We start from the raw sequence: 21,383 nt of genomic DNA on the forward strand, positions 1-21,383 counted from the left end.
CGAGGCCCTAGCGTTGCGCCCATGGCGACGGGCAAAAGCGACATCTCCGGGTGGTTGGTGCGCCCCGCGGGCACCGGCTGGTGGGCCGGACTCGTGGCGGTCCTGGCCGCCCTGACGACCCATACGGTGCTGGTGACCTCGGACGGAGGCATGGACAACGGCATCGTCGTGGACGCGGCGCGCACCTGGCTGGACGGCGGATCGCCGTACGACGACGCGCATTTCCTCTATTTCCCGAGCGCGGTCGTCGCGGCCGCCCCGCAGGCGCTGCTGCCACGGTCCGTGCTCGACGTCCTGATGCCGGTCCTGGTCGTCCTCGCGCTCGTGGCGGGCTGGGCGTGCGCGCTGCTGACGCACCGGGTGCCGCTGCGCAGCAGGCTCGCCGTCCTCGGGCTGCTCGCGCTTGCCGCCGGGTTCGCGCCGTTCGCGCAGCTGGTGCGGCTGGGCAACTGGACGGTGACGGCCGTGCTGGCGCTGCCGCTGTGCCTGCTGCTGGCGAGCCGGGGGCGATGGGTCGCGGCGGGTGCGGTGATCGGGGTGGCGGTGGCGCTGAAGCCGCTGCTCGCGCCGATGGCGCTGCTGTTCCTGTTCGCCCGCCGGTGGGGTGCGCTCGCGCTGGTGGTGCTGGTGCCGGCGGTGTCGTCGGTGGTGGCCGCCCTCTTCCTGCCCGACCCCACCGGCTTCCTCACCCGGACCCTCCCCTTCCTGTTCACCGCCGACGACGCCTTCCTCCGGCTCTACGAGGCGGGTCCGGCGGCCGTGCTGCCCCGGCTCGGCGTCCCCGAGGCCCTGGCCCAGGCGCTCGCGGCCGCCGCCGCGGCGGCCGGGGTGGTGTGCGCCTACCGGCGGTGGCGGGGGCCGGGGCCCGAGCCGCTGCGGCTGGCGGAGACGTCTGCCGGGCTGATGCTGTCCGCGTTCCTGGTGTCGCGGCCCTCCTACAACCACTACCTGCTCGTGGTGCTGCCGCTGTTGTTCGCCGGACTGCCGTATGCGGGGTCGGTGACGCGGCGGCCGTGGTTCTGGCTGTCGCTGGTGCCGCAGCTGCCGGGGGTGACCTGGCCGTGGCTGGAGTCGGGGAAGCGCCGGGCGTTCCGGGACGCGGTCACGCTGTGCGTACTGGCGGGGACGGTGGCGTACCACTCCGTCCGGGGTGCGCGGGACGCCCGCGACGAGGAAGGGGCAGGCCGGGCGGCGGACGGGTGGCGTGCGGCCGCGGGCGGCGCCGTACGGCCGTAAAATGGGGCGCGCCCACGGGCGGCGGGCTCGTTTTGACCCGTCCGGCCGAGCACGGGTATTCTGCGTCTCTGTTGTGTGTAGTGGCTTACTCATTCTCACGTGAGGGGCCCTTACACCGGTCCACCGGGCCGATGACCAGCGACCAGCACGCGGTTTGCGTCACCGCTGTGCGGTCAGGGCTGTCGTGATCGTCTTCGGTGACCTTGTCAGGACCATTCACTGAAGAAGCGAAGGCTACGAACCGTGCGTACGTACAGCCCCAAGCCCGGCGATGTGACGCGCCAGTGGCACGTCATCGACGCTCAGGACGTCGTCCTGGGCCGTCTGGCCTCCACTGCCGCCTCCATCCTGCGCGGCAAGCACAAGCCGATCTACGCGCCCCACGTCGACACCGGTGACTTCGTCATCATCATCAACGCCGACAAGGTGCACCTCTCCGGCAACAAGCGGACCCAGAAGATGGCGTACCGCCACTCGGGCTACCCGGGTGGTCTGCGCTCCGTCCGCTACGACGAGCTGCTCGCCAAGAACCCCGAGAAGGCCATCGAGAAGGCCGTCAAGGGCATGCTCCCCAAGAACACCCTGGGCCGTCAGATGCTCTCGAAGCTGAAGGTCTACTCGGGCGACCAGCACCCGCACGCTGCCCAGCAGCCGGTGCCGTTCGAGATCACCCAGGTCGCGCAGTAAGTCCGGCCACCCCCTAAGACTGAACAGAATCTGAGGAGAATCGTGGCCGAGACCACTGCCGAGCAGCCGCTCGAAGAGCTTGACATCGACAGCTACACCACCGAGTCGGACGCGCCCGTCGAGGGCGAGTACACCTCGGAGTCCATGGCGTCCCGCTTCGGTGAGCCCCAGCCGGCCGCCGGCCTGGGCCGTCGCAAGAACGCCATCGCCCGCGTCCGGATCGTTCCGGGCACCGGCAAGTGGAAGATCAACGGTCGCACCCTCGAGGACTACTTCCCGAACAAGGTGCACCAGCAGGAAGTGAACGAGCCCTTCAAGGTGCTCGAGCTCGAGGGCCGCTACGACGTCATCGCCCGCATCGCGGGTGGCGGTGTCTCCGGTCAGGCCGGTGCGCTCCGTCTCGGTGTCGCCCGTGCGCTGAACGAGGCGGACGTCGACAACAACCGCGGTCCGCTGAAGAAGGCCGGATTCCTGCGCCGCGACGACCGTGCGGTCGAGCGGAAGAAGGCCGGTCTGAAGAAGGCCCGCAAGGCTCCGCAGTACAGCAAGCGCTAATCGCAGGGCGCTCGCGCGTACTCCGAACGCCCCGGCGGCACGCCAACGTGCTGCCGGGGCGTTCGTTTATTCACTGACGCGGGCGTATAACGGCACAAGGCGCTCAAACGCTAATGTGATCGGATGGTTCGGCGGTGACGCCGGGTGCGTACCCGGTGGGGCCGTGGTGTGTACCCGGTGGGGCCGTGGTGTGTACCCGGTGAGCCCGTGGTGTGCACCCGGTGAGGCCGTGGTGCGCGTTCATGCGGCTCCGGAGCCGCGGGCGCTCCGTGACCGTCGAACATCAGAAGCAACGTCGAACATCATGAGCTCAGCTTTGTCAGTGGCACAGCCGTCGGCCGTACGGGCCGGTCCAACGCCTCGGCGGGACCTTGGTGGCGGGGCCCTGGAGGGCTGCCGATACTGACGCATCCTCAGGAGGACAAGTGGGACGACTCTTCGGCACGGACGGCGTGCGCGGTGTCGCCAACGCGGATCTCACGGCGGAAATGGCCCTCGGCCTGTCCGTCGCCGCCGCGCACGTACTGGCCGAGGCGGGCACGTTCGAAGGGCACCGGCCCACCGCCGTCGTCGGGCGTGACCCGCGCGCGTCCGGGGAGTTCCTGGAGGCCGCCGTGGTCGCCGGGCTCGCCAGCGCGGGCGTGGACGTCCTGCGGGTCGGCGTGCTGCCGACGCCGGCCGTCGCCCACCTCACCGGTGCGCTCGGCGCGGACCTCGGTGTGATGCTCTCCGCCAGCCACAACGCCATGCCCGACAACGGCATCAAGTTCTTCGCCCGCGGCGGGCACAAGCTCGCCGACGATCTGGAGGACCGGATCGAGGCGGTCTACGAGGAGCACCGGACCGGTGCGCCGTGGGACCGGCCCACCGGGTCCGGGGTCGGGCGTGTGCGGGACCACGAGGAGGGCTTCGACACGTACGTCGGCCACCTCGTCGGCGTGCTGCCGAACCGGCTCGACGGACTGAAGATCGTGCTGGACGAGGCGCACGGGGCGGCGGCGCAGGTGTCGCCGGAGGCGTTTCGTCGGGCTGGGGCCGAGGTGGTCACCATCGGAGCCGAGCCGGACGGGCTGAACATCAACGACGGGTGCGGGTCGACGCACCTGGAGCAGCTGAAGGCCGCCGTCGTCGAGCACGGGGCCGCACTGGGGATCGCGCACGACGGGGACGCCGACCGGTGTCTCGCCGTCGACCACACGGGTGAGGAGGTCGACGGGGACCAGATCCTCGCGGTGCTGGCGCTGGCCATGCGGGAGCGGTCCGCGCTGCGGTCCGACACGGTGGTCGCGACGGTGATGTCGAACCTCGGGTTCAAGCTCGCCATGGAGCGGGAGGGGATCCGGCTCGTCCAGACGGCGGTGGGGGACCGGTACGTGCTGGAGGAGATGAAGCAGCACGGGTTCGCCTTGGGCGGCGAGCAGTCCGGGCACGTGATCATCCTCGACCACGCCACGACGGGGGACGGGACGCTGACGGGGCTGCTGCTGGCGGCGCGGGTCGCGGAGAGCGGGCGGTCGTTGCGGGAGCTGGCTTCTGTGATGGAGCGGTTGCCGCAGGTGCTGATCAATGTGCCTGATGTGGACAAGTCGCGGGTGAAGACGTCGGCGGAGCTGGCGACGGCTGTCGGCGAGGCTGAGCGGGAGCTGGGCGGGACGGGGCGGGTTCTGCTTCGTCCGTCGGGGACGGAGCCGCTCGTGCGGGTGATGGTGGAGGCGGCCGACATCGACCAGGCGCGGTCGGTGGCGGGACGGCTCGCGGATGCGGTGAAGTCGGCGCTGGGCTGAGGTCTGACGCCTGCGGCGCATTCACCTGTCCGGTGGGGGTTGCTGTAGCGCCTACGGTGGGGTGGTGGTGCGGGGCCGCGGTGGGGGTGGTCGTCCTCGGTCTGGCGCGATAGTGCGTGCTTGTACGTGAAGGGCGCGGACGCGCCAGCCGCTGCGGGCGCCCACCCCCACCCCGTCCCCTCCCCGCCGTACGCGGCCCAGCCGCGGGCAGTCGTGCCGCTGGGGCGGCACGGGTGGGCGCGGCGGCACCTCGTTGGCGCCGAGGTGCGTCAACACCCCCTCGGCCGGCACCGACACCGGGTGGCTTGTGGTGCCGGGGCGGGCCGCACCCGCGCGGGGTGAGTCGGTGCACCCGGGGTGCAAAGGTCCCGCACCCGGAGGGTCAGAGTTTGCGGAGGCTCAGGCGTTGGACCTTGTGGTCCGGGCCCTTGCGGAGGACCAGGGTCGCCCGGCCCCGCGTAGGGGCGATGTTCTCGACGAGGTTCGGCTTGTTGATCGTCCGCCACATCGTGCGGGCGTAGTCCAGGGCCTCTTCCTCCGACACCTGTGTGTACTTCCGGAAGTACGAGGACGGGTCCTGGAACGCCGTCTGCCGCAGCTTGCGGAAGCGGTTCAGGTACCAGTGCTCGATGTCCTCCGCCCGCGCGTCGACGTACACGCTGAAGTCGAAGTAGTCGGCGAGACCGACCCGCGTGCGGCCGTCCTTGCCGGGCAGGGCGGGCTGAAGGACGTTGAGTCCCTCCACGATCAGGATGTCCGGCCGCCGCACCGTGAGCTTCTCGCCCGGGACGATGTCGTAGATCAGGTGCGAGTAGACGGGGGCGGTCACTTCGGACTTGCCCGCCTTGATGTCCGCCACGAAGCGCGTCAGCGCCCGTCGGTCGTAGGACTCGGGGAAACCTTTCCGCGACATCAGGCCCCGCGCCTGGAGCTCCTGGGTGGGCAGCAGGAAGCCGTCCGTGGTGACGAGTTCGACGCGGGGATGCTCGGGCCAGCGGGAGAGCAGGGCCTGGAGCAGGCGCGCCACCGTCGACTTGCCCACGGCGACGGAGCCGGCGACCCCTATGACGAAGGGCGTGCCCGACTGGGAGCCCTTCTCGCCGAGGAAGGTGTTGAGCGCGCCGCGCAGCCCGTCGGTGGCGCGGACGTAGAGGTTGAGCAGCCGGGACAGCGGCAGGTAGATGTCCCGCACCTCGTCGAGGTCGATGACGTCGCCGAGGCCGCGCAGCTGCTCCACCTCCTCCGCCGTCAGCGGCAGCGGCGTCTTGTCGCGCAGCGCGCTCCACTCGGAACGGGTGAGGTCGACGTAGGGAGTCGCCTCCGGCCGCTGCCGGTGGGCGCTCCTGGGCATCGAGGAGACCGGAGAGATCACAGTCCATTGTTAACGGAGTTCGACCGCGGCGACAGGTGGGCTGTGTCACGCCGGGAACTTTGTGGGGCCCTGGTGATCAACTGTGAAGCGGCTGTGTCTACAGTGCGCGCACGTGATGCGGATCATCCCTCCGCACCTTCGAGAAAGAGTTTCTCCGTGAGAACCAGTTCCGTCCGTCGTACCGCGCTCGCCGCCTCCGCCGCCGCGCTGGCCCTGCTCGTCACCGCCTGCGGTGGCTCCGGCGACGACCAGGACAAGGCCGACGAGGGCAAGGGCAAGGCCGCGCCCAGCACCTCCGCCGCCGCGCCGGCGAAGACGCTCACCGCCGCCGAGCTGGAGAAGGCGGCCCTCGCGCAGTCGGACGTCAAGGGCGGGAAGGTCGCCACCAAGCTCCCCGCCACGGACGACATCGCGGCCGAGAAGGTGGAGACGCAGGACGCCGCCTGCCTGCCGCTGGCGCACGCCCAGGCAGGCGTGGCCCAGGGTGAGCCGGCCGCGTCCGTGAAGCGGTCCTGGACCGGTGAGCCGGTGAAGCCGTCCGCGGACACCAAGCCCGAGGAGGCCCTCCTGGCCGCTCTGGACACGGAGAAGGTGCTGATCAACCTCGCCTCCTACGAGGGTGACGGCGCCGAGCAGGCCGTGAAGGGTGTCGTCGAGGCGGCCGAGAAGTGCGCGGGCGGGTTCAAGGCCACCCTCGTCGGCGAGCCGCTGGACGTCGTGAAGGTCGCCACCGGCGACGCGCCCGAGGGCGGCGACGAGGGCGCCGCCGTCACGCTGACCGTGGCCGCCGACGAGGGCGTCAAGGCGCCCGCCAAGATCGTCCTGGTGCGCAAGGGCTCGACCGTGGTCACCTTCAGCGCCGTGAACCTGGCGTCCATGGCCACCGGCAAGGACTTCGAGGTCCCGGCGGACGTCGTCGCCGCCCAGGTCGGCAAGCTCGGCTGACGCGGAACCTCTCCCACCGGTGCCTCGTGCACCGGTGGGAATTTCCGATTTCGGGCACGCGGAGGCCGTTTTCGGCGGCTGACGGACCGTAGGCTGCCCGGCATGTGCGGAATCGTGGGTTACGTGGGGCCGCAGTCGGCGCTTGACGTCGTGACGGCCGGACTGAAGCGACTGGAGTACCGGGGCTACGACTCGGCGGGCGTCGCCGTGCAGGCCGACGGCGGACTGGCCACGGCGAAGAGGGCCGGAAAGCTGGTCAACCTGGAGAAAGAGCTGGGCGATCGGCCCCTGCCGGCCGGGACGACCGCGATCGGGCACACCCGGTGGGCCACCCACGGAGGGCCCACCGACGCCAACGCCCACCCGCACATGGACAACGCGGGCCGGGTCGCCGTCGTCCACAACGGCATCATCGAGAACTTCGCCGCCCTGCGCGAGGAGTTGACCGAACGCGGGCACGAACTGGCCTCCGAGACCGACACCGAGGTCGTCGCCCACATCCTCGCCGAGGAGTACTCCGCCTGCGCCGACCTCGCGGAAGCGATGCGGCTGGTGTGCCGGAGGCTGGAGGGCGCCTTCACGCTGGTGGCCGTGCACGCCGATGAGCCGGATGTGGTGGTGGGCGCGCGGCGCAACTCCCCCCTGGTGGTGGGGGTCGGGGCGGGCGAGTCGTTCCTCGCCTCGGATGTCGCCGCGTTCATCGCCCACACCCGTGAGGCGATCGAGCTGGGCCAGGACCAGGTGGTCGAGCTGCGCCGGGACGCGGTGAAGGTGACGGACTTCGACGGGGCGCCCGCCGACGTCCGGGAGTACCACGTCGACTGGGACGCCTCCGCCGCCGAGAAGGGCGGCTACGACTACTTCATGCTCAAGGAGATCGCCGAGCAGCCGAAGGCGGTCGCCGACACCCTGCTGGGCCGCATCGACGGGTCGGGCTCGCTGACCCTGGACGAGGTGCGCATCCCGGCGAACGTCCTGCGCGAGGTCGACAAGGTCGTCATCGTCGCCTGCGGCACCGCCTTCCACGCCGGGCTCATCGCCAAGTACGCCATCGAGCACTGGACGCGCGTGCCGTGCGAGGTGGAGCTGGCGAGCGAGTTCCGCTACCGCGACCCGATCCTGGACCAGCAGACACTCGTCGTCGCCATCTCCCAGTCCGGCGAGACCATGGACACGCTGATGGCGCTGCGGCACGCGCGGGAGCAGGGCGCCAAGGTGCTGGCCATCTGCAACACCAACGGGTCGACCATCCCGCGGGAGTCGGACGCCGTGCTGTACACGCACGCCGGTCCGGAAGTCGCGGTCGCGTCGACGAAGGCCTTCCTGACGCAGCTGGTCGCCTGCTATCTCGTCGCGCTGTACCTGGGGCAGGTGCGCGGGACCAAGTACGCCGACGAGATCCGGGCCGTGGTGCGTGACCTCGGGTCGATCTCCGGGGCCGTCGAGCGCGTCCTGGAGACCATGGAGCCCGTGCGGGAGCTCGCCCGGTCGTTGGTGGAGAAGAACACGGTTCTCTTCCTGGGGCGGCACGTCGGTTACCCCGTGGCGCTGGAAGGTGCGCTGAAGCTGAAGGAGCTCGCCTACATGCACGCCGAGGGGTTCGCGGCGGGTGAGCTGAAGCACGGGCCCATCGCGTTGATCGAGGACGACCTGCCGGTGGTCGTGGTGGTGCCGTCGCCGCGCGGGCGGTCCGTGCTGCACGACAAGATCGTGTCCAACATCCAGGAGATCCGCGCGCGCGGCGCCCGGACCATCGTGGTCGCGGAGGAGGGGGACGACGCGGTCGTCCCGTACGCCGACCATCTGATCCGTGTCCCGGTCACGCCCACGCTGCTCCAGCCGCTGGTCGCGACCGTGCCGTTGCAGGTGTTCGCCTGCGAGCTGGCCACCGCCCGCGGCAACGAGGTGGACCAGCCGCGGAACCTCGCCAAGTCGGTGACCGTGGAGTGAGGTGCGCGGTGCCGGAGGGCGGCGGTGACCGGCGATCTAGGGTGCTCGCATGAGCATCATCGGAGTCGGGATCGACGTCGCCGAGATCGAGCGGTTCGCCGCGTCGCTGGAACGCACGCCCGCGCTGGCGCGGCGGCTCTTCGTGGAGAACGAACTGCTGCTGCCCAGCGGGGAGCGGCGCGGCATGGCCTCCCTGGCGGCGCGGTTCGCCGCCAAGGAGGCCCTGGCCAAGGCGCTCGGGGCGCCCGCGGGGCTGTACTGGACCGACGCCGAGGTGTGGTGCGAGGACAGCGGGCAGCCGCGGCTGCGGGTGAAGGGGACCGTCGCCGCCCGGGCGGAGGAGCTGGGGGTGCGTTCCTGGCACGTCTCGCTCAGCCACGACGCCGGGGTGGCCTCGGCGGTCGTGATCGCGGAGGGGTGACCTGTCGGTGTTCTCCGCGTGGCCCGGGGTGGCCGTCGACCTTCCCGTCTGGGGCGATGTGCTCCTTCTGATCGCCGCCGTCCTGACCGTCGTTTTCGCCCTCGTACGCCTCCTGAGAAAAAATCGTCGATGAGAGTGCGTGCATCCAGGAAGTGGGGGTACAGGCAGGGAGCCGGTATCGGAGCGGGGGCATCAATGAGGGAGGGCTTTACTGTGACGTCGACAATGGCACGGACGGACCAGGCGCAGAGCGTGACCGAGCTGCCGGAGGTCGCGAATCCCGGCCAGGTCGCGCCGCAGGACGCGCGTGAACTGTCCCGGCAGTTCTTCCGGCGGCTGACGGAGCTGGAGGAAGGTACTCACGAGTACCAGTACGCGCGCAACACGCTGATCGAGATGAACATGTCTCTCGTCCGCTACGCGGCCGGCCGGTTCCGCAGCCGCGGCCCGGAGGAGATGGAGGACATCGTCCAGGTCGGCATGATCGGTCTGATCAAGGCCATCGACCGGTTCGAGCTCTCCCGCGAGGTCGAGTTCACCTCCTTCGCGATCCCCTACATCGTCGGCGAGATCAAGCGCTTCTTCCGTGACACCTCGTGGTCCGTGCACGTGCCGCGGCGGCTCCAGGAGGCCCGGGTGCAGCTCGCCCGCGCCACCGAGGAACTGCGCAGCCGGCTGGGGCGCACGCCCACGACCGCCGAGCTGGCCACGCTGATGAGCCTCACCGAGGCCGAGGTCAACGAGGCCCGGCTGGCCGCCAACGGCTACAACTCCGCCTCCCTCGACGCCGCCATCGGCAGCGAGCCGGACGGCGAGTCCGTCCTCGCCGACTTCATCGGCGCCGAGGACGCGGCGCTGGGTCTGGTCGAGGACTTCCACGCCCTCGCCCCGATGATCGCCGAGCTGGACGAGCGCGAGCGGAAGATCGTCCACTGGCGGTTCGTGGAGGAGCTGACGCAGGCGGAGATCGGTGAGCGGCTGGGCTGCTCGCAGATGCACGTGTCGCGGCTGCTGTCGCGGACGCTGAAGCGGCTGCGGGCGGGGATGCTCTCCACCAACTGAGGCCGCCGGTTCGTCTCGCTTCGGCAGCGGGGTGTTCCGAGCAGGTGAGCGGTGCGGGGTGCGGTGCCTTCGGGTACCGCACCCCGCTGCGTGGTGTGGTGCCTTCGGGTGCCGCACCCCGTTGTGTCGTGCGGTGCCTTCGGGTACCGCACCCCGCTGCGTCGTGCGGGCTCTCAGCGGGTGGACTTTCAGCAGACGGACTGGGTGCTGTTCACCAGGCGGTTGTTGCGGAAGGTGATGTTCTCGCCGCAAGGGCTCTCGCGGATCGCCGAGTTCGTCACCGTGAGGTTCTGGACCGTGACGTCCCTGTTGTTCGCGAACTCCGAGCGGGCCGCCAGACGGATCTCGCCGCCGCCGGTCACCGTGCCGCTCTGCGCCGCGAGGTTCACGTTGTAGCAGTTCTCGATCAGGATCGCGTTGTTGCCGGTGTTCGAGAGCGTGATCCGGTCGATCGTCGCCCCGCCGCTCTCCGAGACGCAGAACACGCCGCGTCCGCCGCCCCGCGCGATCACCTCGCCGACGCGGATGTTCGTCGCGTAGCCGCTGCCGATCCGGCCGTTGCGGTTGGCCATGCGGAACGCCGCGTAGCCGGTGCCGGTGCCGGCGTTCTCCGCGTCCACCTTCGACACCGTGGCGTTGATCGTCTGGTTGAGGAGGAGACCGGACTCACCCACGTCGCGCGCCGTGACCGTGCCGACGGTCAGGCCGTCCACGCCGTACGTCTCCACGGCGTGGCTCGACGCGCCCGACACGTACACGTCGTCGATACGGACGTTGCGCGTCCACTGGCTGGTGTCGCCCCGGTTGTCGATGCGGACGCCGAGTCCGCGGGAGAGGCGCATGTCGATCTGGCCCAGGACCACGTTCTGCACGTTGCGCAGGAAGATGCCGTAGAGCGGGGCGCCGGTGACGCCGAGGTGCTGCACCTCGATGTCGCGGGTGCCGCGTGAGTAGACCGGCGCCTGGTCGCCCGAGCCGGTGCCGGTGACGTCGATCGTGCCGCAGACGTCCAGGACCGTGTAGCTGGGGAGCGAGATGCGGGAGCCGGCCGAGACGGAGCCGGAGCCTCGGACGACGACGCGCTCCTTGCTGGTGCGGTTCGCCGTGAGGGCGCCGATCGCCGCCTGGACGGCGGCGCGCATGTCCGTGCCCGTGTACACCGTGCTGCTGCCCCGGCGGGCGGTCCAGGTGGAGCCGTTCCGGACGGCCTCGGCGTGGTAGGCGCCGTCGCCGCAGGCCGCCGCGCGGGCGTGGGCGGGGGGTGCGGTGAGGGTGGCCAGCGCCGTCAGGAGGGCGGTGGTTGCTGCTGAGGCGAGTAACGCGGCTCTGCGTCGCATGAGGTGTCGTCCCGTCCTTGTCGGTTGCCGAACCGGTTCGGCAACCGACGACCCGACGACCTGCAAGGACGGTTGTCGAACCGGTTCGAGTGAATCGATTCACCCCGTGGGGGTCGGGAGTGTGGCAAGGGTGGGAGGTGGAGTCAAGGGGGTGCGGGAGGGGGCGATGGGGCGCGGTGCGGTGGGGTGCGGTGACGGGAAGGCGAGGGGGTGGGGGGTGCGGGAAACTCGGAGGTATGCGGACTGCTTACAGCGTGGAGACGGTCAGGGCGGCGGAGCGGGAACTGATGGCGCGGTCGCCGGAGGGGGCGCTGATGCAGCGGGCCGCCGCGGGGCTCGCCGCGGCGTGCGCCGATGTGCTGGGGCGCGTGTACGGCAGCCGGGTGGTGCTGCTGGTGGGGAGCGGGGACAACGGCGGTGACGCGCTGTACGCCGGTGCGCGGCTCGCCCGGCGGGGGGCCGGGGTGCGGGCGGTGCTGCTGGCGCCGGGGCGGGCTCATGCGGGTGGGCTGGCCGCGTTGCGGCGGGCGGGGGGTTCCGTGGTGTCCGACGCCGGTGGTGCGGTGGGGCTCGTCGAGCAGGCCGATCTCGTGGTGGACGGGATCGTGGGGATCGGGGGGAAGGGCGGACTGCGGGAGGCCGCGGTTCCGTTGGCGGAGGCGGCTCGGCGGGGGCGGGGGGTTGTCGTCGCGGTCGACCTGCCGAGTGGGGTCGACGCGGATACGGGGGAGGTGCGGGGGGCTGCTGTGCGGGCCGATGTCACGGTGACGTTCGGGGCGTACAAGCCGGGGTTGTTGATCGATCCGGGGCGGGAGTACGCGGGGGTGGTGCGGTTCGTCGACATCGGGCTGGGGGGCAGGGCGGGCGGCTCGCCTCGGGCGGAGGCGCTGCAGCATGCGGATGTGGCGCGGTTGCTGCCGGTGCCGGGAGCGGAGAGCGACAAGTACCGGCGGGGGGTGGTCGGGATCGCGGCCGGGTCCGCGCGGTATCCGGGGGCGGCCGTGCTGGCGGTGGGCGGTGCGCTGCGGGGTGGCGCGGGGGCCGTGCGGTACGTGGGGCCGGCGGGCGGTGCGGTTCTGGCTCGGTATCCCGAGACGCTGGTGTCCGAGCGAGGGCCGGCCCGGGCGGGGCGGGTGCAGGCGTGGGTCGTCGGGCCGGGGGCCGGGGACGACGCGGCGACGGTGGGGGAGGTGCTGGCGGCGGACGTGCCGGTGCTGATCGACGCGGACGGGTTGCGGCTGGCGGAGGTGGGCGCGGTGCGGGGTCGGGGGTTGAGGGGGGTGCCTACGTTGATGACCCCGCACGCGGGGGAGGCGGCCGCGTTGCTGGGGGTCGAGCGGGAGGAAGTGGAGTCGGGGCGGCTGGCGGCTGCGCGGGAGCTGGCGGCGCGGTACGAGGCGGCTGTGCTGCTGAAGGGGTCGACGACGGTGGTGGCGGAGGCGGGGGGTGGGGGTGCGGTGCGGGTGAACCCGACGGGGACGCCGTGGCTGGCCACGGCGGGGAGCGGGGACGTTCTGTCGGGGCTTGGCGGGTCGCTGCTGGCGGCGGGGTTGTCGGCGGTGGACGCGGGGAGTGTGGCGGCGTACCTGCACGGGTTGGCGGGGCGGTTCGCGGCGGAGGGGGCGCCGGTGGCGGCGGAGGATGTGGCGGGGCGGATCGCTGAGGCTTGGCGGAGTGTGGTGGGAGCGGGGGTGTGAGGCGTGCGGCGGAGGGGTGCGGTGCGGTGGGGGCTTGCGTGTGAGGCCTGCGGCGCATTCACCTGTCCGGTGGGGGTTGGTGTAGCGCCCAGGGTGGGGTGGTGGTGCGGGGCCGCGGTGGGGGTGGTCGTCCTCGGTCTGGCGCGAGAGTGCGTCTTGAGAGGCCGAGGGCGTGGACGCGCCAGCCGCTGCGGGCGCCCACCCCCACCCCGTCCCCTCCCCGCCGTGGGCGGCTACACCGACACCGGTGGCGGGCGTCGCCCCGCCAACTGCGGGCATGCGTGCCGCCTGGGGCGATGGGGGTACCTCCCGCTCGAGCGAAGCCGAGAGTGGGGGAGGGTGGGCGCGGCGGTACCTCGTTGGCGCCGAGGTGCGCCGACTCCCCCCGGCCCGCACCCGCGTCGGCGCCCATCAACGCACCGTTGCTGCGGCACGCACCCCCGTGACCTGCCCCAACGCCAGTTGGACGGGGCAGGGAAGCGCACGGAGTGCGAAGGCGCCGCACCCCCGGTGCGGAGGACTCGCGTGGTCGCTCTGAGACACTGTCCGGGATGAAAGAGACAGCTGACCCGCACGGCGCGCAGCTCCGCGCCCGCGCTGTGATCGATCTGGCCGCCGTGCGGGCCAACGTACGCACCCTCCGCGACCGCGCCCCCCGCGCCGCCCTGATGGCCGTCGTCAAGGCCGACGGGTACGGGCACGGCGCGGCCCCCTGCGCCCGCGCGGCCGTGGAGGCCGGTGCGACCTGGCTGGGTACCGCCACCCCGCAGGAGGCGCTCGCGCTGAGGGCGCCGGGGTCGGGCGTGCCGGACGACGTCCGGGTGATGTGCTGGCTGTGGACGCCCGGGGGGCCCTGGCGGGAGGCCGTCGAGGCCGACGTCGACGTCTCGGTGAGCGGGTTCTGGGCGCTGGACGAGGTCGTCGCGGCCGCGCGGGCGGCCGGCCGGCCCGCGCGGGTGCAGCTGAAGGCGGACACCGGGCTGGGGCGGGGCGGGTGCCAGCCCGCGGACTGGGCCGAGCTGGTCGCGGGCGCGCTGCGTGCGCAGGCCGAGGGGCTGCTGAAGGTCACCGGGCTGTGGTCGCACTTCGCCTGCGCCGACGAGCCGGGACACCCGTCGATCGCCGCGCAGCTGCTCACCTTCCGGGAGATGGTGGCGTACGCCGAGGCGCAGGGCGTCGAGCCCGAGGTGCGGCACATCGCCAACTCGCCCGCGACGCTGACGTTGCCCGAGAGTCACTTCGACCTGGTGCGGCCCGGCATCGCGATGTACGGCGTGTCGCCCAGCCCCGAGATCGGCACGCCGGTGGAGCTGGGGCTGCGCCCCGCGATGACTCTCTCCGCGTCGCTGGCGCTGGTGAAGAACGTGCCGGGCGGGCACGGGGTCAGTTACGGGCATCACTACGTGACCGCCGGGGCGACGACTCTGGGGCTCGTGCCTCTCGGGTACGCCGACGGGATTCCCCGGCACGCCTCGGGCGGGGGGCCCGTGCTGGTGGAGGGGAAGTGGCGGACCGTCGCCGGGCGGGTCGCCATGGACCAGTTCGTCGTCGATCTGGGGGGTGACGAGCCCGGGGAGGGGGCCGAGGCCGTGCTGTTCGGGCCCGGTGACCGGGGCGAGCCCACCGCGGAGGACTGGGCGCAGGCGTCCGGGACCATCGCGTACGAGATCGTGACCCGGATCGGCGGCCGTGTCCCGCGTGTGTATGTGAACGGGGAACAGAGCGGGTAAGCGCCCTGCGTGGGGTCCGGGGAAGAGGAGCGGTACGTGAGCGAGAGCAGTGCGCAGGCCGTGACGGCCGCGTCCGCCGGGGGATGGCGCCGGGCGACCGGTGTCGCGGGCCTCGCGATAGGCGTGCTGGCCACCGGCGCCGCCGCAGGCGTGGCCTTGGAACGGATGACCGTCGGCCGGGGCATGCGCCGCAAGGCCCGGCTGGTTCTCGACTCGGCGGGGCCCTACGGGTCGCTGCGGGGGACGCCCGGCAGGGCGTACGCCGACGACGGGACCGAGTTGTACTACGAGGTCGACGAGGTCGAGGCGGAGGGCCAGGACGGGCGGAAGCGGCGGTTGTTCGGGCGGCGGGCGCCCGCGCCGGTGACCGTGGTGTTCAGCCACGGGTACTGCCTCAACCAGGATTCCTGGCACTTCCAGCGGGCCGCCCTGCGTGGAGTGGTGCGGACCGTGCACTGGGACCAGCGCAGTCACGGGCGTTCGGCGCGAGGGGCCGCCCAGGTGGAGCGGGGGGAGCCCGTCACCATCGAGCAGCTCGGCAGAGATCTGAAGGCCGTCGTCGACGCCGCCGCTCCCGAGGGGCCGCTGGTGCTCGTCGGGCACTCCATGGGCGGGATGACCGTGATGGCGCTCGCCGATCAGTTCCCGGAGCTGATCCGGGAGCGGTGTGCCGGGGTCGCGCTGGTGGGGACGTCGTCGGGGCGGCTGGGGGAGGTCAACTTCGGGCTTCCGGTGGCCGGGGTCAACGCCGTGCGGCGGGTGCTGCCCGGGGTGCTGAAGGCGCTGGGGCAGCGGGCCGAGCTGGTGGAGAAGGGGCGCCGGGCCACGGCGGATCTGTTCGCCGGGGTCGTCAAGCGGTACTCGTTCGCCTCGAGGGACGTCGATCCCGCCGTCGCGCGGTTCGCCGAGCGGATGATCGAGTCCACACCGATCGATGTCGTCGCCGAGTACTACCCGGCCTTCGACGGTCACGACAAGACGGAGGCGCTCGCCCATTTCGCGGGGCTTCCGGTGCTGGTGCTGGCAGGGGTGGGGGATCTCGTGACCCCCAGTGAGCACAGTGAGGCCATCGCCGACCTGCTGCCCGGGGCCGAGCTGGTGCTGGTGCCCGACGCCGGGCACCTGGTGATGCTGGAGCACCCCGAGCAGGTGACCGACCGCCTCGCCGACCTGCTCGTCCGCGCGGGCGCGGTGCCCGCAGGGGCTACCGTGGGTGGCTATGGAAGCAGCGCACACCCTGGCTGAACTGACCGTCACCTCCCCCGAGCAGATGCGCGACCTCGGCCGGCGTCTCGCCAAGCTGCTGCGCGCGGGCGACCTCGTCCTGCTCTCCGGTGAGCTGGGCGCCGGCAAGACGACCCTGACGCGCGGGCTCGGCGAAGGGCTCGGCGTGCGGGGCGCGGTGACCTCGCCGACGTTCGTCATCGCCCGGGTGCACCCCTCGCTGGGGGACGGCCCGCCGCTGGTGCACGTCGACGCCTACCGGCTGTCGGGCGGGCTCGACGAGATGGAGGACCTGGACCTCGACGTCTCGCTGCCGGAGTCGGTGGTCGTCGTCGAGTGGGGCGAGGGCAAGGTCGAGGAGCTGACCGAGGACCGGCTGCATGTCAGCATCCACCGGGCGGTCGGCGACACCACGGACGAGGTGCGGCACGTGAGGGTGCTGGGGCTGGGCGCGCGCTGGGCGGGGGCGGAGCTGGGGGCGCTGTCCGCCTGAGCGTCCCGACAAGGTGTCGGCAAGGTGTTGCGTCCGCGGCGTCCCGCGTGGTCACATGGTACCCAGCTCGCGGTTAGGTTTACCTAACCGCGTCCCGCCCCCGATGCACAGGAGGCGTCCATGCCGGCCGTCCCGAGCAGGCGTGATTCCACGCCGCGACCGGTGCCCATGCGTGACCTGCTCGCCGCCTGCGCCGCGGCCGCCGCCGTCTCCACCCCGCCGTCCGCGCCCGAGCCGCCGCGGCAGGAGAAGACCGTACGCGAGCGGCGCGAGGCCGCCTGAAAGGCTCTACGGCACCACGACGACCGTGCGGCCGATCGTCGCGAACTTCCACATCGCCGTGCCGTCCGCCCGCGTCTCCCGGATCCCGCCCGTGCGTTCCTGCGGGTCGAGGACGGGCGCCGAGCCGTCGACCGCCGCGCTGAACCCGATCACCGTGCCGTCCACGCTCGCGAAGCGCACCACGTGCTCGACCGGCACACCGTCCGAGCCGGTGACCTTCCCCGACCGGGACGTCACCCGGTAGGTGCCCGGGGCCGGGTCGACCGTGCTGGGGCTGACGCCGAACGTGCGGCGCACCTTGTCGCCCTTGTCCACCAGCCACACCCGGTCGCGGCGCAGCGAGTACACGACCCGCTGTCCCAGCCCCGAGCGCGGTGGCAGGGCGGCCGGGTGGCTGCTGCGGGGAGCCTTCGGCGCGGGCGCCGGGCTGCCGGACGCCTGCCGGCGCAGGTCGGGCGGGACCGTGTCCGCGGCCCGGCTGCCGAGGTAGCCGACCGTCGCGAGGGCCGCCGCCGTCAGTCCCGCCACGATCATCGAACTGGTCCCCGCCATCGCCGTCACCCCTGTCCTGCTTTGCCCCGCGCTGTAAGGATGTGACGCGACCGTAGCAGTCCGTGACCGTCCGGCCCGTGCGGCCGTGGCCGGGGCGCGGGAGCCGTAGGCTGTTTGCGTGCTCTTGCTCGCTCTGGATACCGCCACCCCCGCCGTCACCGTCGCGCTGCACGACGGCGACGACGTCATCGCCTCGTCGAGCCAGGTGGACGCCCGGCGCCACGGTGAACTGCTGCTCCCGGCCGTCGACCGGGTGCTCGCCGAGGCCGGTCTGCGGCTCGACGCCGTCACCGGGATCGTGGCCGGCACCGGCCCCGGCCCCTACACCGGTCTGCGGGTCGGCCTGATGACCGCCGACACCTTCGGGCTCGCCCTCGGCGTGCCCGTGCACGGTGTGTGCACGCTCGACGGCCTGGCCTACGCGGCCGACCTGGACGGCCCCTTCGTCGTGGCGACCGACGCCCGCCGCAAGGAGGTCTACTGGGCGCGGTACGCCGACTCCCGCACCCGCCTCACCGAACCGGCCGTCGGCCGGCCCGCCGACATCGCCGGCGAGGTCGCGGGACTGCCCGCGGTCGGCGCGGGCGCGCTGCTCTACCCGGACACCTTCCCCCAGGCGCACGAGCCGGAGCACGTGAGCGCCGCCGCCCTCGCCCGGCTGGCCGTGGAGAGGCTGAAGGCGGGCGAGGAACTGCCCGCCCCCCGGCCGCTGTACCTGCGGCGGCCCGATGCCCAGGTCCCCAAGAACTACAAGGTGGTCACCCCCAAGTGACGGGAACCGAGACGGTCGTCCTGCGTGAGATGCGCTGGTGGGACATCGACCCCGTACTGGAGCTGGAGCGCGACCTCTTCCCCGAGGACGCGTGGTCCCGCGGCATGTTCTGGTCCGAGCTGGCCCACTCCCGCGGGCCGGGCGCGACCCGGCACTACGTCGTCGCCGAGGAGGGCGGCCGGATCGTCGGCTACGCCGGCCTCACCACCTCCGGCGCGGAGGGCGAGGACGGCGCCGCCCCGGCGGCCGACGTGCAGACCATCGCGGTCACCCGCGGCCACTGGGGCACCGGGCTCGGCTCGCGGCTGCTGACCGACCTGCTGCGCGCGGCCACGGCGTTCGAGTGCGCCGAGGTCATGCTGGAGTGCCGCGTCGACAACGTCCGCGCCCAGAAGCTCTACGAGCGCTTCGGCTTCGAGGTCATCGGAGTCAGGCGCGGCTACTACCAGCCGGGCAACGTGGACGCGCTGGTCATGCGCTTGACCGGCCCGTCCGCCTCCGTGACCCCGGGCCACCCCGTGAACGGCGTACAAGGAACCGAGATCCATGGCTGACGAACCCCTGGTACTGGGGATCGAGACCTCCTGCGACGAGACCGGCGTCGGCATCGTCCGCGGCACCACCCTGCTCGCGGACGCCGTCGCCTCCAGCGTCGACGAGCACGCCCGCTTCGGCGGCGTCGTCCCCGAGGTGGCGAGCCGCGCCCACCTCGAGGCGATGGTCCCCACCATCGAGCGGGCGCTGAAGGACGCCGGGGTGAGCGCGCGCGACCTCGACGGCATCGCCGTCACCGCCGGGCCGGGTCTCGCCGGCGCGCTGCTGGTCGGCGTCTCGGCGGCGAAGGCGTACGCCTACGCCCTCGGCAAGCCGCTGTACGGCGTCAACCACCTCGCCTCCCACATCTGCGTCGACCAGCTGGAGCACGGGCCGCTGCCCGAGCCGACGATGGCGCTGCTGGTCTCCGGCGGCCACTCCTCGCTGCTGCTGTCCGCCGACATCACCTCCGACGTCCGCCCGCTCGGCGCGACCATCGACGACGCGGCGGGCGAGGCCTTCGACAAGATCGCCCGGGTGCTGAACCTCGGCTTCCCCGGCGGCCCCGTCATCGACCGGTACGCCCGCGAGGGCGACCCGGACGCGATCGCCTTCCCGCGCGGCCTGACCGGCCCCCGCGACCCGGCGTACGACTTCTCCTTCTCCGGGCTGAAGACGGCCGTCGCCCGCTGGATCGAGGCCAGGCGGGCGGCCGGCGAGGAGGTGCCGGTGCGGGACGTGTCGGCGTCCTTCCAGGAGGCCGTCGTGGACGTGCTCACCCGCAAGGCCGTGCGGGCCTGCAAGGACGAGGGCGTCGACCATCTGATGATCGGCGGCGGCGTGGCCGCCAACTCCCGTCTCCGTGCCCTCGCCCAGGAGCGCTGCGAGGCCGCCGGCATCCGGCTGCGGGTGCCGCGCCCCAAGCTGTGCACGGACAACGGCGCGATGGTGGCCGCCCTCGGCGCGGAGATGGTCGCCCGCAACCGCGCGGCCTCCGACTGGGACCTCTCGGCGGACTCCTCGCTCCCGGTCACCGACCCGCACGTGCCGGGCACCGCCCACTCCCACGACCACGTCCACGAGACCGCGCGGGAGAACCTCTACACATGACCGTCGCGCTGATGTGGGAGGCCCGCGCGGTCCCCGGCCGCGGCCCGGACCTGCTGGCCTGGGCCGAGGAGCGGGCCCGCGAACTGCCCCGCCGCCCGTCCCGCCGCGAGGTCTTCCGCGCCCCGCAGGACCGCGTCCTCGTCATCACCTGGTGGAACGCCCCCCTCGACGCCGACCTCCCCGAGCTCCCCGAGCCGGAGAACACCCTGGTCACACGGGCGGTGCACCGGTGGCGGTTCGAGTCGCTGGGAAGTGTCTGAGCCGGGGAGGGGGCACCGCGTCGGATGGACCGGAAGGACCATGTGACGCGAATGTTTCGTCATACGATTCGAATGTTCCGGCCGGTCGCGGGTCTTCGCCCGCGCGGCTCGCGGAGATACGATCGCCGCCATGACTTCCCCGCAGCCCGCTGACACCCGGACCAACGGGCGCAGCACGCAGACCGCGACGCTCGCCGAGATCGCCCGCGAGGCGGGTGTCTCCGCGCCGACTGTTTCGAAGGTGCTCAACGGCCGCGCCGACGTCGCCCCGAGCACCCGGTCCCGGGTCGAGGAGCTGCTGCGCACCCACGGATACCGGCGTCGCCGCGCCGAGGCCAGCCGTTCCCCCCTGATCGACCTGGTCTTCCACGAGCTGGAGAGCGCCTGGGCGATGGAGGTCATCCGGGGCGTGGAGAACGTCGCCCGGGACGCGGGGCTGAGCGTCGTGCTGTCCGAGAGTGCGGGGCGGCTCACGCCCGGCCGGACCTGGGCCGACCAGGTCGCCGCCCGCCGCCCGCACGGCGTGATCCTCGTGCTGTCCGGCCTCGACGAGTCCGGGCGCGCGCTGCTGACCAGCCGGTCCATCCCGTTCGTGGTGATGGACCCGGCCGGCGACCCGGGCACCGACGTGCCCTCCATCGGCGCGACCAACTGGCAGGGCGGGCTCGCCGCGACCCGCCACCTGATCGAGCTGGGCCACACCCGGATCGGCGCGATCAGCGGGCCCTCGCGGATGATGTGCAGCCGCGCCCGCGTCGACGGCTACCGGGCCGCCCTGGAGACCGCGGGGCTGCCGGTCGACCCCGAGCTGATCGTCTCCGGCGACTTCCACCACGACGCCGGCTACCAGCAGGGGCTCGCCCTGCTGCGCCGTGAGGACCGGCCCACCGCCGTGTTCGCCGGCAACGACCTCCAGGCGCTCGGGCTGTACGAGGCCGCGCGCGAACTGGGGCTGCGGATCCCGGAGGACCTGAGCGTGGTCGGCTTCGACGACCTGCCGGTGGCCCGCTGGGTGGGCCCGCCGCTGACGACCGTACGGCAGCCGCTGACGGAGATGGCGGAGGCGGCGGCGAAGCTGGTGCTCGACCTCGGCAAGGGTGAGGACTCCGCGGCGGCGACCCGGGTGGAGCTGGCCACCAGCCTGGTGGTGCGGAGCAGCACGGCCGCGCCCGCCGCGCGCTGAAGCGCCCGGCGGCGGGTAGGTGCGAATCTGAGAATTGCGCGAGAAAAACGTCCGGGGAACGGTGTCCGTCATCATGCGGACGGACGTTCCTGCCTGTGACGGGACAACAGGGGAACCACCGTGACCATGCCGGTGCTTCCCGCCCCCTCCGACGCCAACCGGGTGGTGCCCGACGAGCCGGAGGCCGGGCGGCTGTG

At 72.5% G+C, this 21,383-nt stretch carries 20 protein-coding genes; 17 read left to right on the forward strand and 3 right to left on the reverse strand.

Annotation, left to right across the window (positions count from 1 at the left end; genetic code table 11):
* Nucleotides 1–21 precede the first annotated feature (21 nt).
* The 4 genes from ACQZOG_RS17875 to glmM all read left to right on the forward strand — a co-directional run bounded on the left by ACQZOG_RS17875 (nt 22) and on the right by glmM (nt 4,262).
* Complete coding sequence (locus ACQZOG_RS17875) at nt 22–1,236, forward strand: glycosyltransferase family 87 protein (RefSeq protein WP_033272448.1); 1,215 nt, start codon at nt 22–24, stop codon at nt 1,234–1,236.
* A gap of 243 nt (nt 1,237–1,479) precedes the next feature.
* A complete protein-coding gene (gene rplM / locus ACQZOG_RS17880) occupies nt 1,480–1,923 on the forward strand; it encodes a 50S ribosomal protein L13 (protein WP_019526965.1) in 444 nt (147 codons plus the stop codon).
* Between the two features lie 42 nt (nt 1,924–1,965).
* Nucleotides 1,966–2,478, forward strand: a complete 513-nt coding sequence (gene rpsI, locus ACQZOG_RS17885) for a 30S ribosomal protein S9 (protein ID WP_033272447.1) — start codon at nt 1,966–1,968, stop codon at nt 2,476–2,478.
* A gap of 425 nt (nt 2,479–2,903) precedes the next feature.
* The gene (glmM, locus tag ACQZOG_RS17890) at nt 2,904–4,262 is read left to right on the forward strand and encodes a phosphoglucosamine mutase (protein ID WP_033272446.1); all 1,359 of its coding nucleotides are present in this window, start codon (nt 2,904–2,906) and stop codon (nt 4,260–4,262) included.
* 382 nt (nt 4,263–4,644) lie between these two features.
* Here glmM and coaA read toward each other — a convergent pair whose 3' ends face one another.
* Entirely contained in the window at nt 4,645–5,613 is a 969-nt protein-coding gene (gene coaA / locus ACQZOG_RS17895) for a type I pantothenate kinase (protein ID WP_033272445.1), read from the reverse strand.
* Between the two features lie 177 nt (nt 5,614–5,790).
* On the opposite strand from coaA, the gene ACQZOG_RS17900 reads away from it, so the two are divergent.
* From ACQZOG_RS17900 to ACQZOG_RS17915, 4 genes are all read left to right on the forward strand, one after another.
* The gene (locus ACQZOG_RS17900) at nt 5,791–6,579 is read left to right on the forward strand and encodes a hypothetical protein (RefSeq protein ID WP_193455562.1); all 789 of its coding nucleotides are present in this window, start codon (nt 5,791–5,793) and stop codon (nt 6,577–6,579) included.
* Between the two features lie 102 nt (nt 6,580–6,681).
* Entirely contained in the window at nt 6,682–8,529 is a 1,848-nt protein-coding gene (gene glmS / locus ACQZOG_RS17905) for a glutamine--fructose-6-phosphate transaminase (isomerizing) (RefSeq protein WP_430741645.1), read from the forward strand.
* A 49-nt stretch (nt 8,530–8,578) separates the two neighbouring features.
* The gene (locus ACQZOG_RS17910) at nt 8,579–8,950 is read left to right on the forward strand and encodes a holo-ACP synthase (protein ID WP_033272442.1); all 372 of its coding nucleotides are present in this window, start codon (nt 8,579–8,581) and stop codon (nt 8,948–8,950) included.
* 225 nt (nt 8,951–9,175) lie between these two features.
* On the forward strand, nt 9,176–10,012 hold the full coding sequence (locus ACQZOG_RS17915) for an RNA polymerase sigma factor SigF (protein ID WP_167338169.1): 837 nt from the start codon (nt 9,176–9,178) through the stop codon (nt 10,010–10,012).
* 188 nt (nt 10,013–10,200) lie between these two features.
* Here ACQZOG_RS17915 and ACQZOG_RS17920 read toward each other — a convergent pair whose 3' ends face one another.
* Nucleotides 10,201–11,349: a hypothetical protein gene (locus ACQZOG_RS17920; protein ID WP_359494416.1), complete on the reverse strand. Its 1,149-nt coding sequence runs from the start codon at nt 11,347–11,349 to the stop codon at nt 10,201–10,203.
* A gap of 236 nt (nt 11,350–11,585) precedes the next feature.
* On the opposite strand from ACQZOG_RS17920, the gene ACQZOG_RS17925 reads away from it, so the two are divergent.
* The 4 genes from ACQZOG_RS17925 (at nt 11,586) to tsaE (ending at nt 16,493) form a co-directional block, all read left to right on the forward strand.
* Nucleotides 11,586–13,046 (forward strand): bifunctional ADP-dependent NAD(P)H-hydrate dehydratase/NAD(P)H-hydrate epimerase, encoded by a 1,461-nt coding sequence (locus ACQZOG_RS17925; RefSeq protein ID WP_037641117.1) that lies wholly within the window; start codon nt 11,586–11,588, stop codon nt 13,044–13,046.
* Between the two features lie 551 nt (nt 13,047–13,597).
* Nucleotides 13,598–14,776, forward strand: coding sequence for an alanine racemase (gene alr / locus ACQZOG_RS17930; protein ID WP_033272438.1), 1,179 nt, complete (start codon nt 13,598–13,600; stop codon nt 14,774–14,776).
* A 36-nt stretch (nt 14,777–14,812) separates the two neighbouring features.
* The gene (locus ACQZOG_RS17935; protein WP_203550284.1) at nt 14,813–16,021 is read left to right on the forward strand and encodes an alpha/beta fold hydrolase; all 1,209 of its coding nucleotides are present in this window, start codon (nt 14,813–14,815) and stop codon (nt 16,019–16,021) included.
* The gene (tsaE, locus tag ACQZOG_RS17940) at nt 15,996–16,493 is read left to right on the forward strand and encodes a tRNA (adenosine(37)-N6)-threonylcarbamoyltransferase complex ATPase subunit type 1 TsaE (RefSeq protein ID WP_033272436.1); all 498 of its coding nucleotides are present in this window, start codon (nt 15,996–15,998) and stop codon (nt 16,491–16,493) included. Before ACQZOG_RS17935 ends, tsaE begins: the two co-directional genes overlap by 26 nt.
* A 288-nt stretch (nt 16,494–16,781) precedes the next feature.
* Here the strand turns inward: tsaE and ACQZOG_RS17945 are convergent, their stop codons facing one another.
* The gene (locus ACQZOG_RS17945) at nt 16,782–17,327 is read right to left on the reverse strand and encodes a hypothetical protein (protein WP_033272435.1); all 546 of its coding nucleotides are present in this window, start codon (nt 17,325–17,327) and stop codon (nt 16,782–16,784) included.
* Between the two features lie 118 nt (nt 17,328–17,445).
* Here ACQZOG_RS17945 and tsaB point away from each other — a divergent pair, with 118 nt between their 5' ends.
* The 5 genes from tsaB (at nt 17,446) to ACQZOG_RS17970 (ending at nt 21,186) form a co-directional block, all read left to right on the forward strand.
* On the forward strand, nt 17,446–18,099 hold the full coding sequence (tsaB, locus tag ACQZOG_RS17950; protein WP_033272434.1) for a tRNA (adenosine(37)-N6)-threonylcarbamoyltransferase complex dimerization subunit type 1 TsaB: 654 nt from the start codon (nt 17,446–17,448) through the stop codon (nt 18,097–18,099).
* Nucleotides 18,096–18,653 carry a ribosomal protein S18-alanine N-acetyltransferase gene (gene rimI / locus ACQZOG_RS17955; RefSeq protein WP_033272433.1) on the forward strand — a complete coding sequence of 186 codons (558 nt, stop codon included), beginning with the start codon at nt 18,096–18,098 and terminating at the stop codon, nt 18,651–18,653. Before tsaB ends, rimI begins: the two co-directional genes overlap by 4 nt.
* The gene (gene tsaD / locus ACQZOG_RS17960; protein WP_033272432.1) at nt 18,646–19,743 is read left to right on the forward strand and encodes a tRNA (adenosine(37)-N6)-threonylcarbamoyltransferase complex transferase subunit TsaD; all 1,098 of its coding nucleotides are present in this window, start codon (nt 18,646–18,648) and stop codon (nt 19,741–19,743) included. The genes rimI and tsaD overlap by 8 nt, the downstream gene beginning before the upstream one ends.
* Nucleotides 19,740–20,003 carry a hypothetical protein gene (locus ACQZOG_RS17965; RefSeq protein WP_033272431.1) on the forward strand — a complete coding sequence of 88 codons (264 nt, stop codon included), beginning with the start codon at nt 19,740–19,742 and terminating at the stop codon, nt 20,001–20,003. Before tsaD ends, ACQZOG_RS17965 begins: the two co-directional genes overlap by 4 nt.
* 130 nt (nt 20,004–20,133) lie before the next feature.
* Entirely contained in the window at nt 20,134–21,186 is a 1,053-nt protein-coding gene (locus ACQZOG_RS17970) for a LacI family DNA-binding transcriptional regulator (protein ID WP_033272430.1), read from the forward strand.
* Nucleotides 21,187–21,383 lie beyond the last annotated feature (197 nt).

Origin of the sequence: Streptomyces sp. P13-3-3, assembly GCF_050571355.1 — a bacterium.
Classification (GTDB): domain Bacteria; phylum Actinomycetota; class Actinomycetes; order Streptomycetales; family Streptomycetaceae; genus Streptomyces; species Streptomyces althioticus.

Bases quoted from the DNA above. Each gene is read 5' to 3' on its own strand.
- ACQZOG_RS17925 (WP_037641117.1), top strand. From the start codon at position 11,586: ATGCGGACTGCTTACAGCGTGGAGACGGTCAGGGCGGCGGAGCGGGAA.
- ACQZOG_RS17945 (WP_033272435.1), bottom strand. From the start codon at position 17,327: ATGGCGGGGACCAGTTCGATGATCGTGGCGGGACTGACGGCGGCGGCC.
- glmS (WP_430741645.1), top strand. From the start codon at position 6,682: ATGTGCGGAATCGTGGGTTACGTGGGGCCGCAGTCGGCGCTTGACGTC.
- tsaD (WP_033272432.1), top strand. From the start codon at position 18,646: ATGGCTGACGAACCCCTGGTACTGGGGATCGAGACCTCCTGCGACGAG.
- ACQZOG_RS17970 (WP_033272430.1), top strand. From the start codon at position 20,134: ATGACTTCCCCGCAGCCCGCTGACACCCGGACCAACGGGCGCAGCACG.
- alr (WP_033272438.1), top strand. From the start codon at position 13,598: ATGAAAGAGACAGCTGACCCGCACGGCGCGCAGCTCCGCGCCCGCGCT.
- ACQZOG_RS17920 (WP_359494416.1), bottom strand. From the start codon at position 11,349: ATGCGACGCAGAGCCGCGTTACTCGCCTCAGCAGCAACCACCGCCCTC.
- ACQZOG_RS17965 (WP_033272431.1), top strand. From the start codon at position 19,740: ATGACCGTCGCGCTGATGTGGGAGGCCCGCGCGGTCCCCGGCCGCGGC.
- ACQZOG_RS17915 (WP_167338169.1), top strand. From the start codon at position 9,176: ATGGCACGGACGGACCAGGCGCAGAGCGTGACCGAGCTGCCGGAGGTC.
- tsaE (WP_033272436.1), top strand. From the start codon at position 15,996: ATGGAAGCAGCGCACACCCTGGCTGAACTGACCGTCACCTCCCCCGAG.
- ACQZOG_RS17910 (WP_033272442.1), top strand. From the start codon at position 8,579: ATGAGCATCATCGGAGTCGGGATCGACGTCGCCGAGATCGAGCGGTTC.
- coaA (WP_033272445.1), bottom strand. From the start codon at position 5,613: ATGCCCAGGAGCGCCCACCGGCAGCGGCCGGAGGCGACTCCCTACGTC.
- ACQZOG_RS17875 (WP_033272448.1), top strand. From the start codon at position 22: ATGGCGACGGGCAAAAGCGACATCTCCGGGTGGTTGGTGCGCCCCGCG.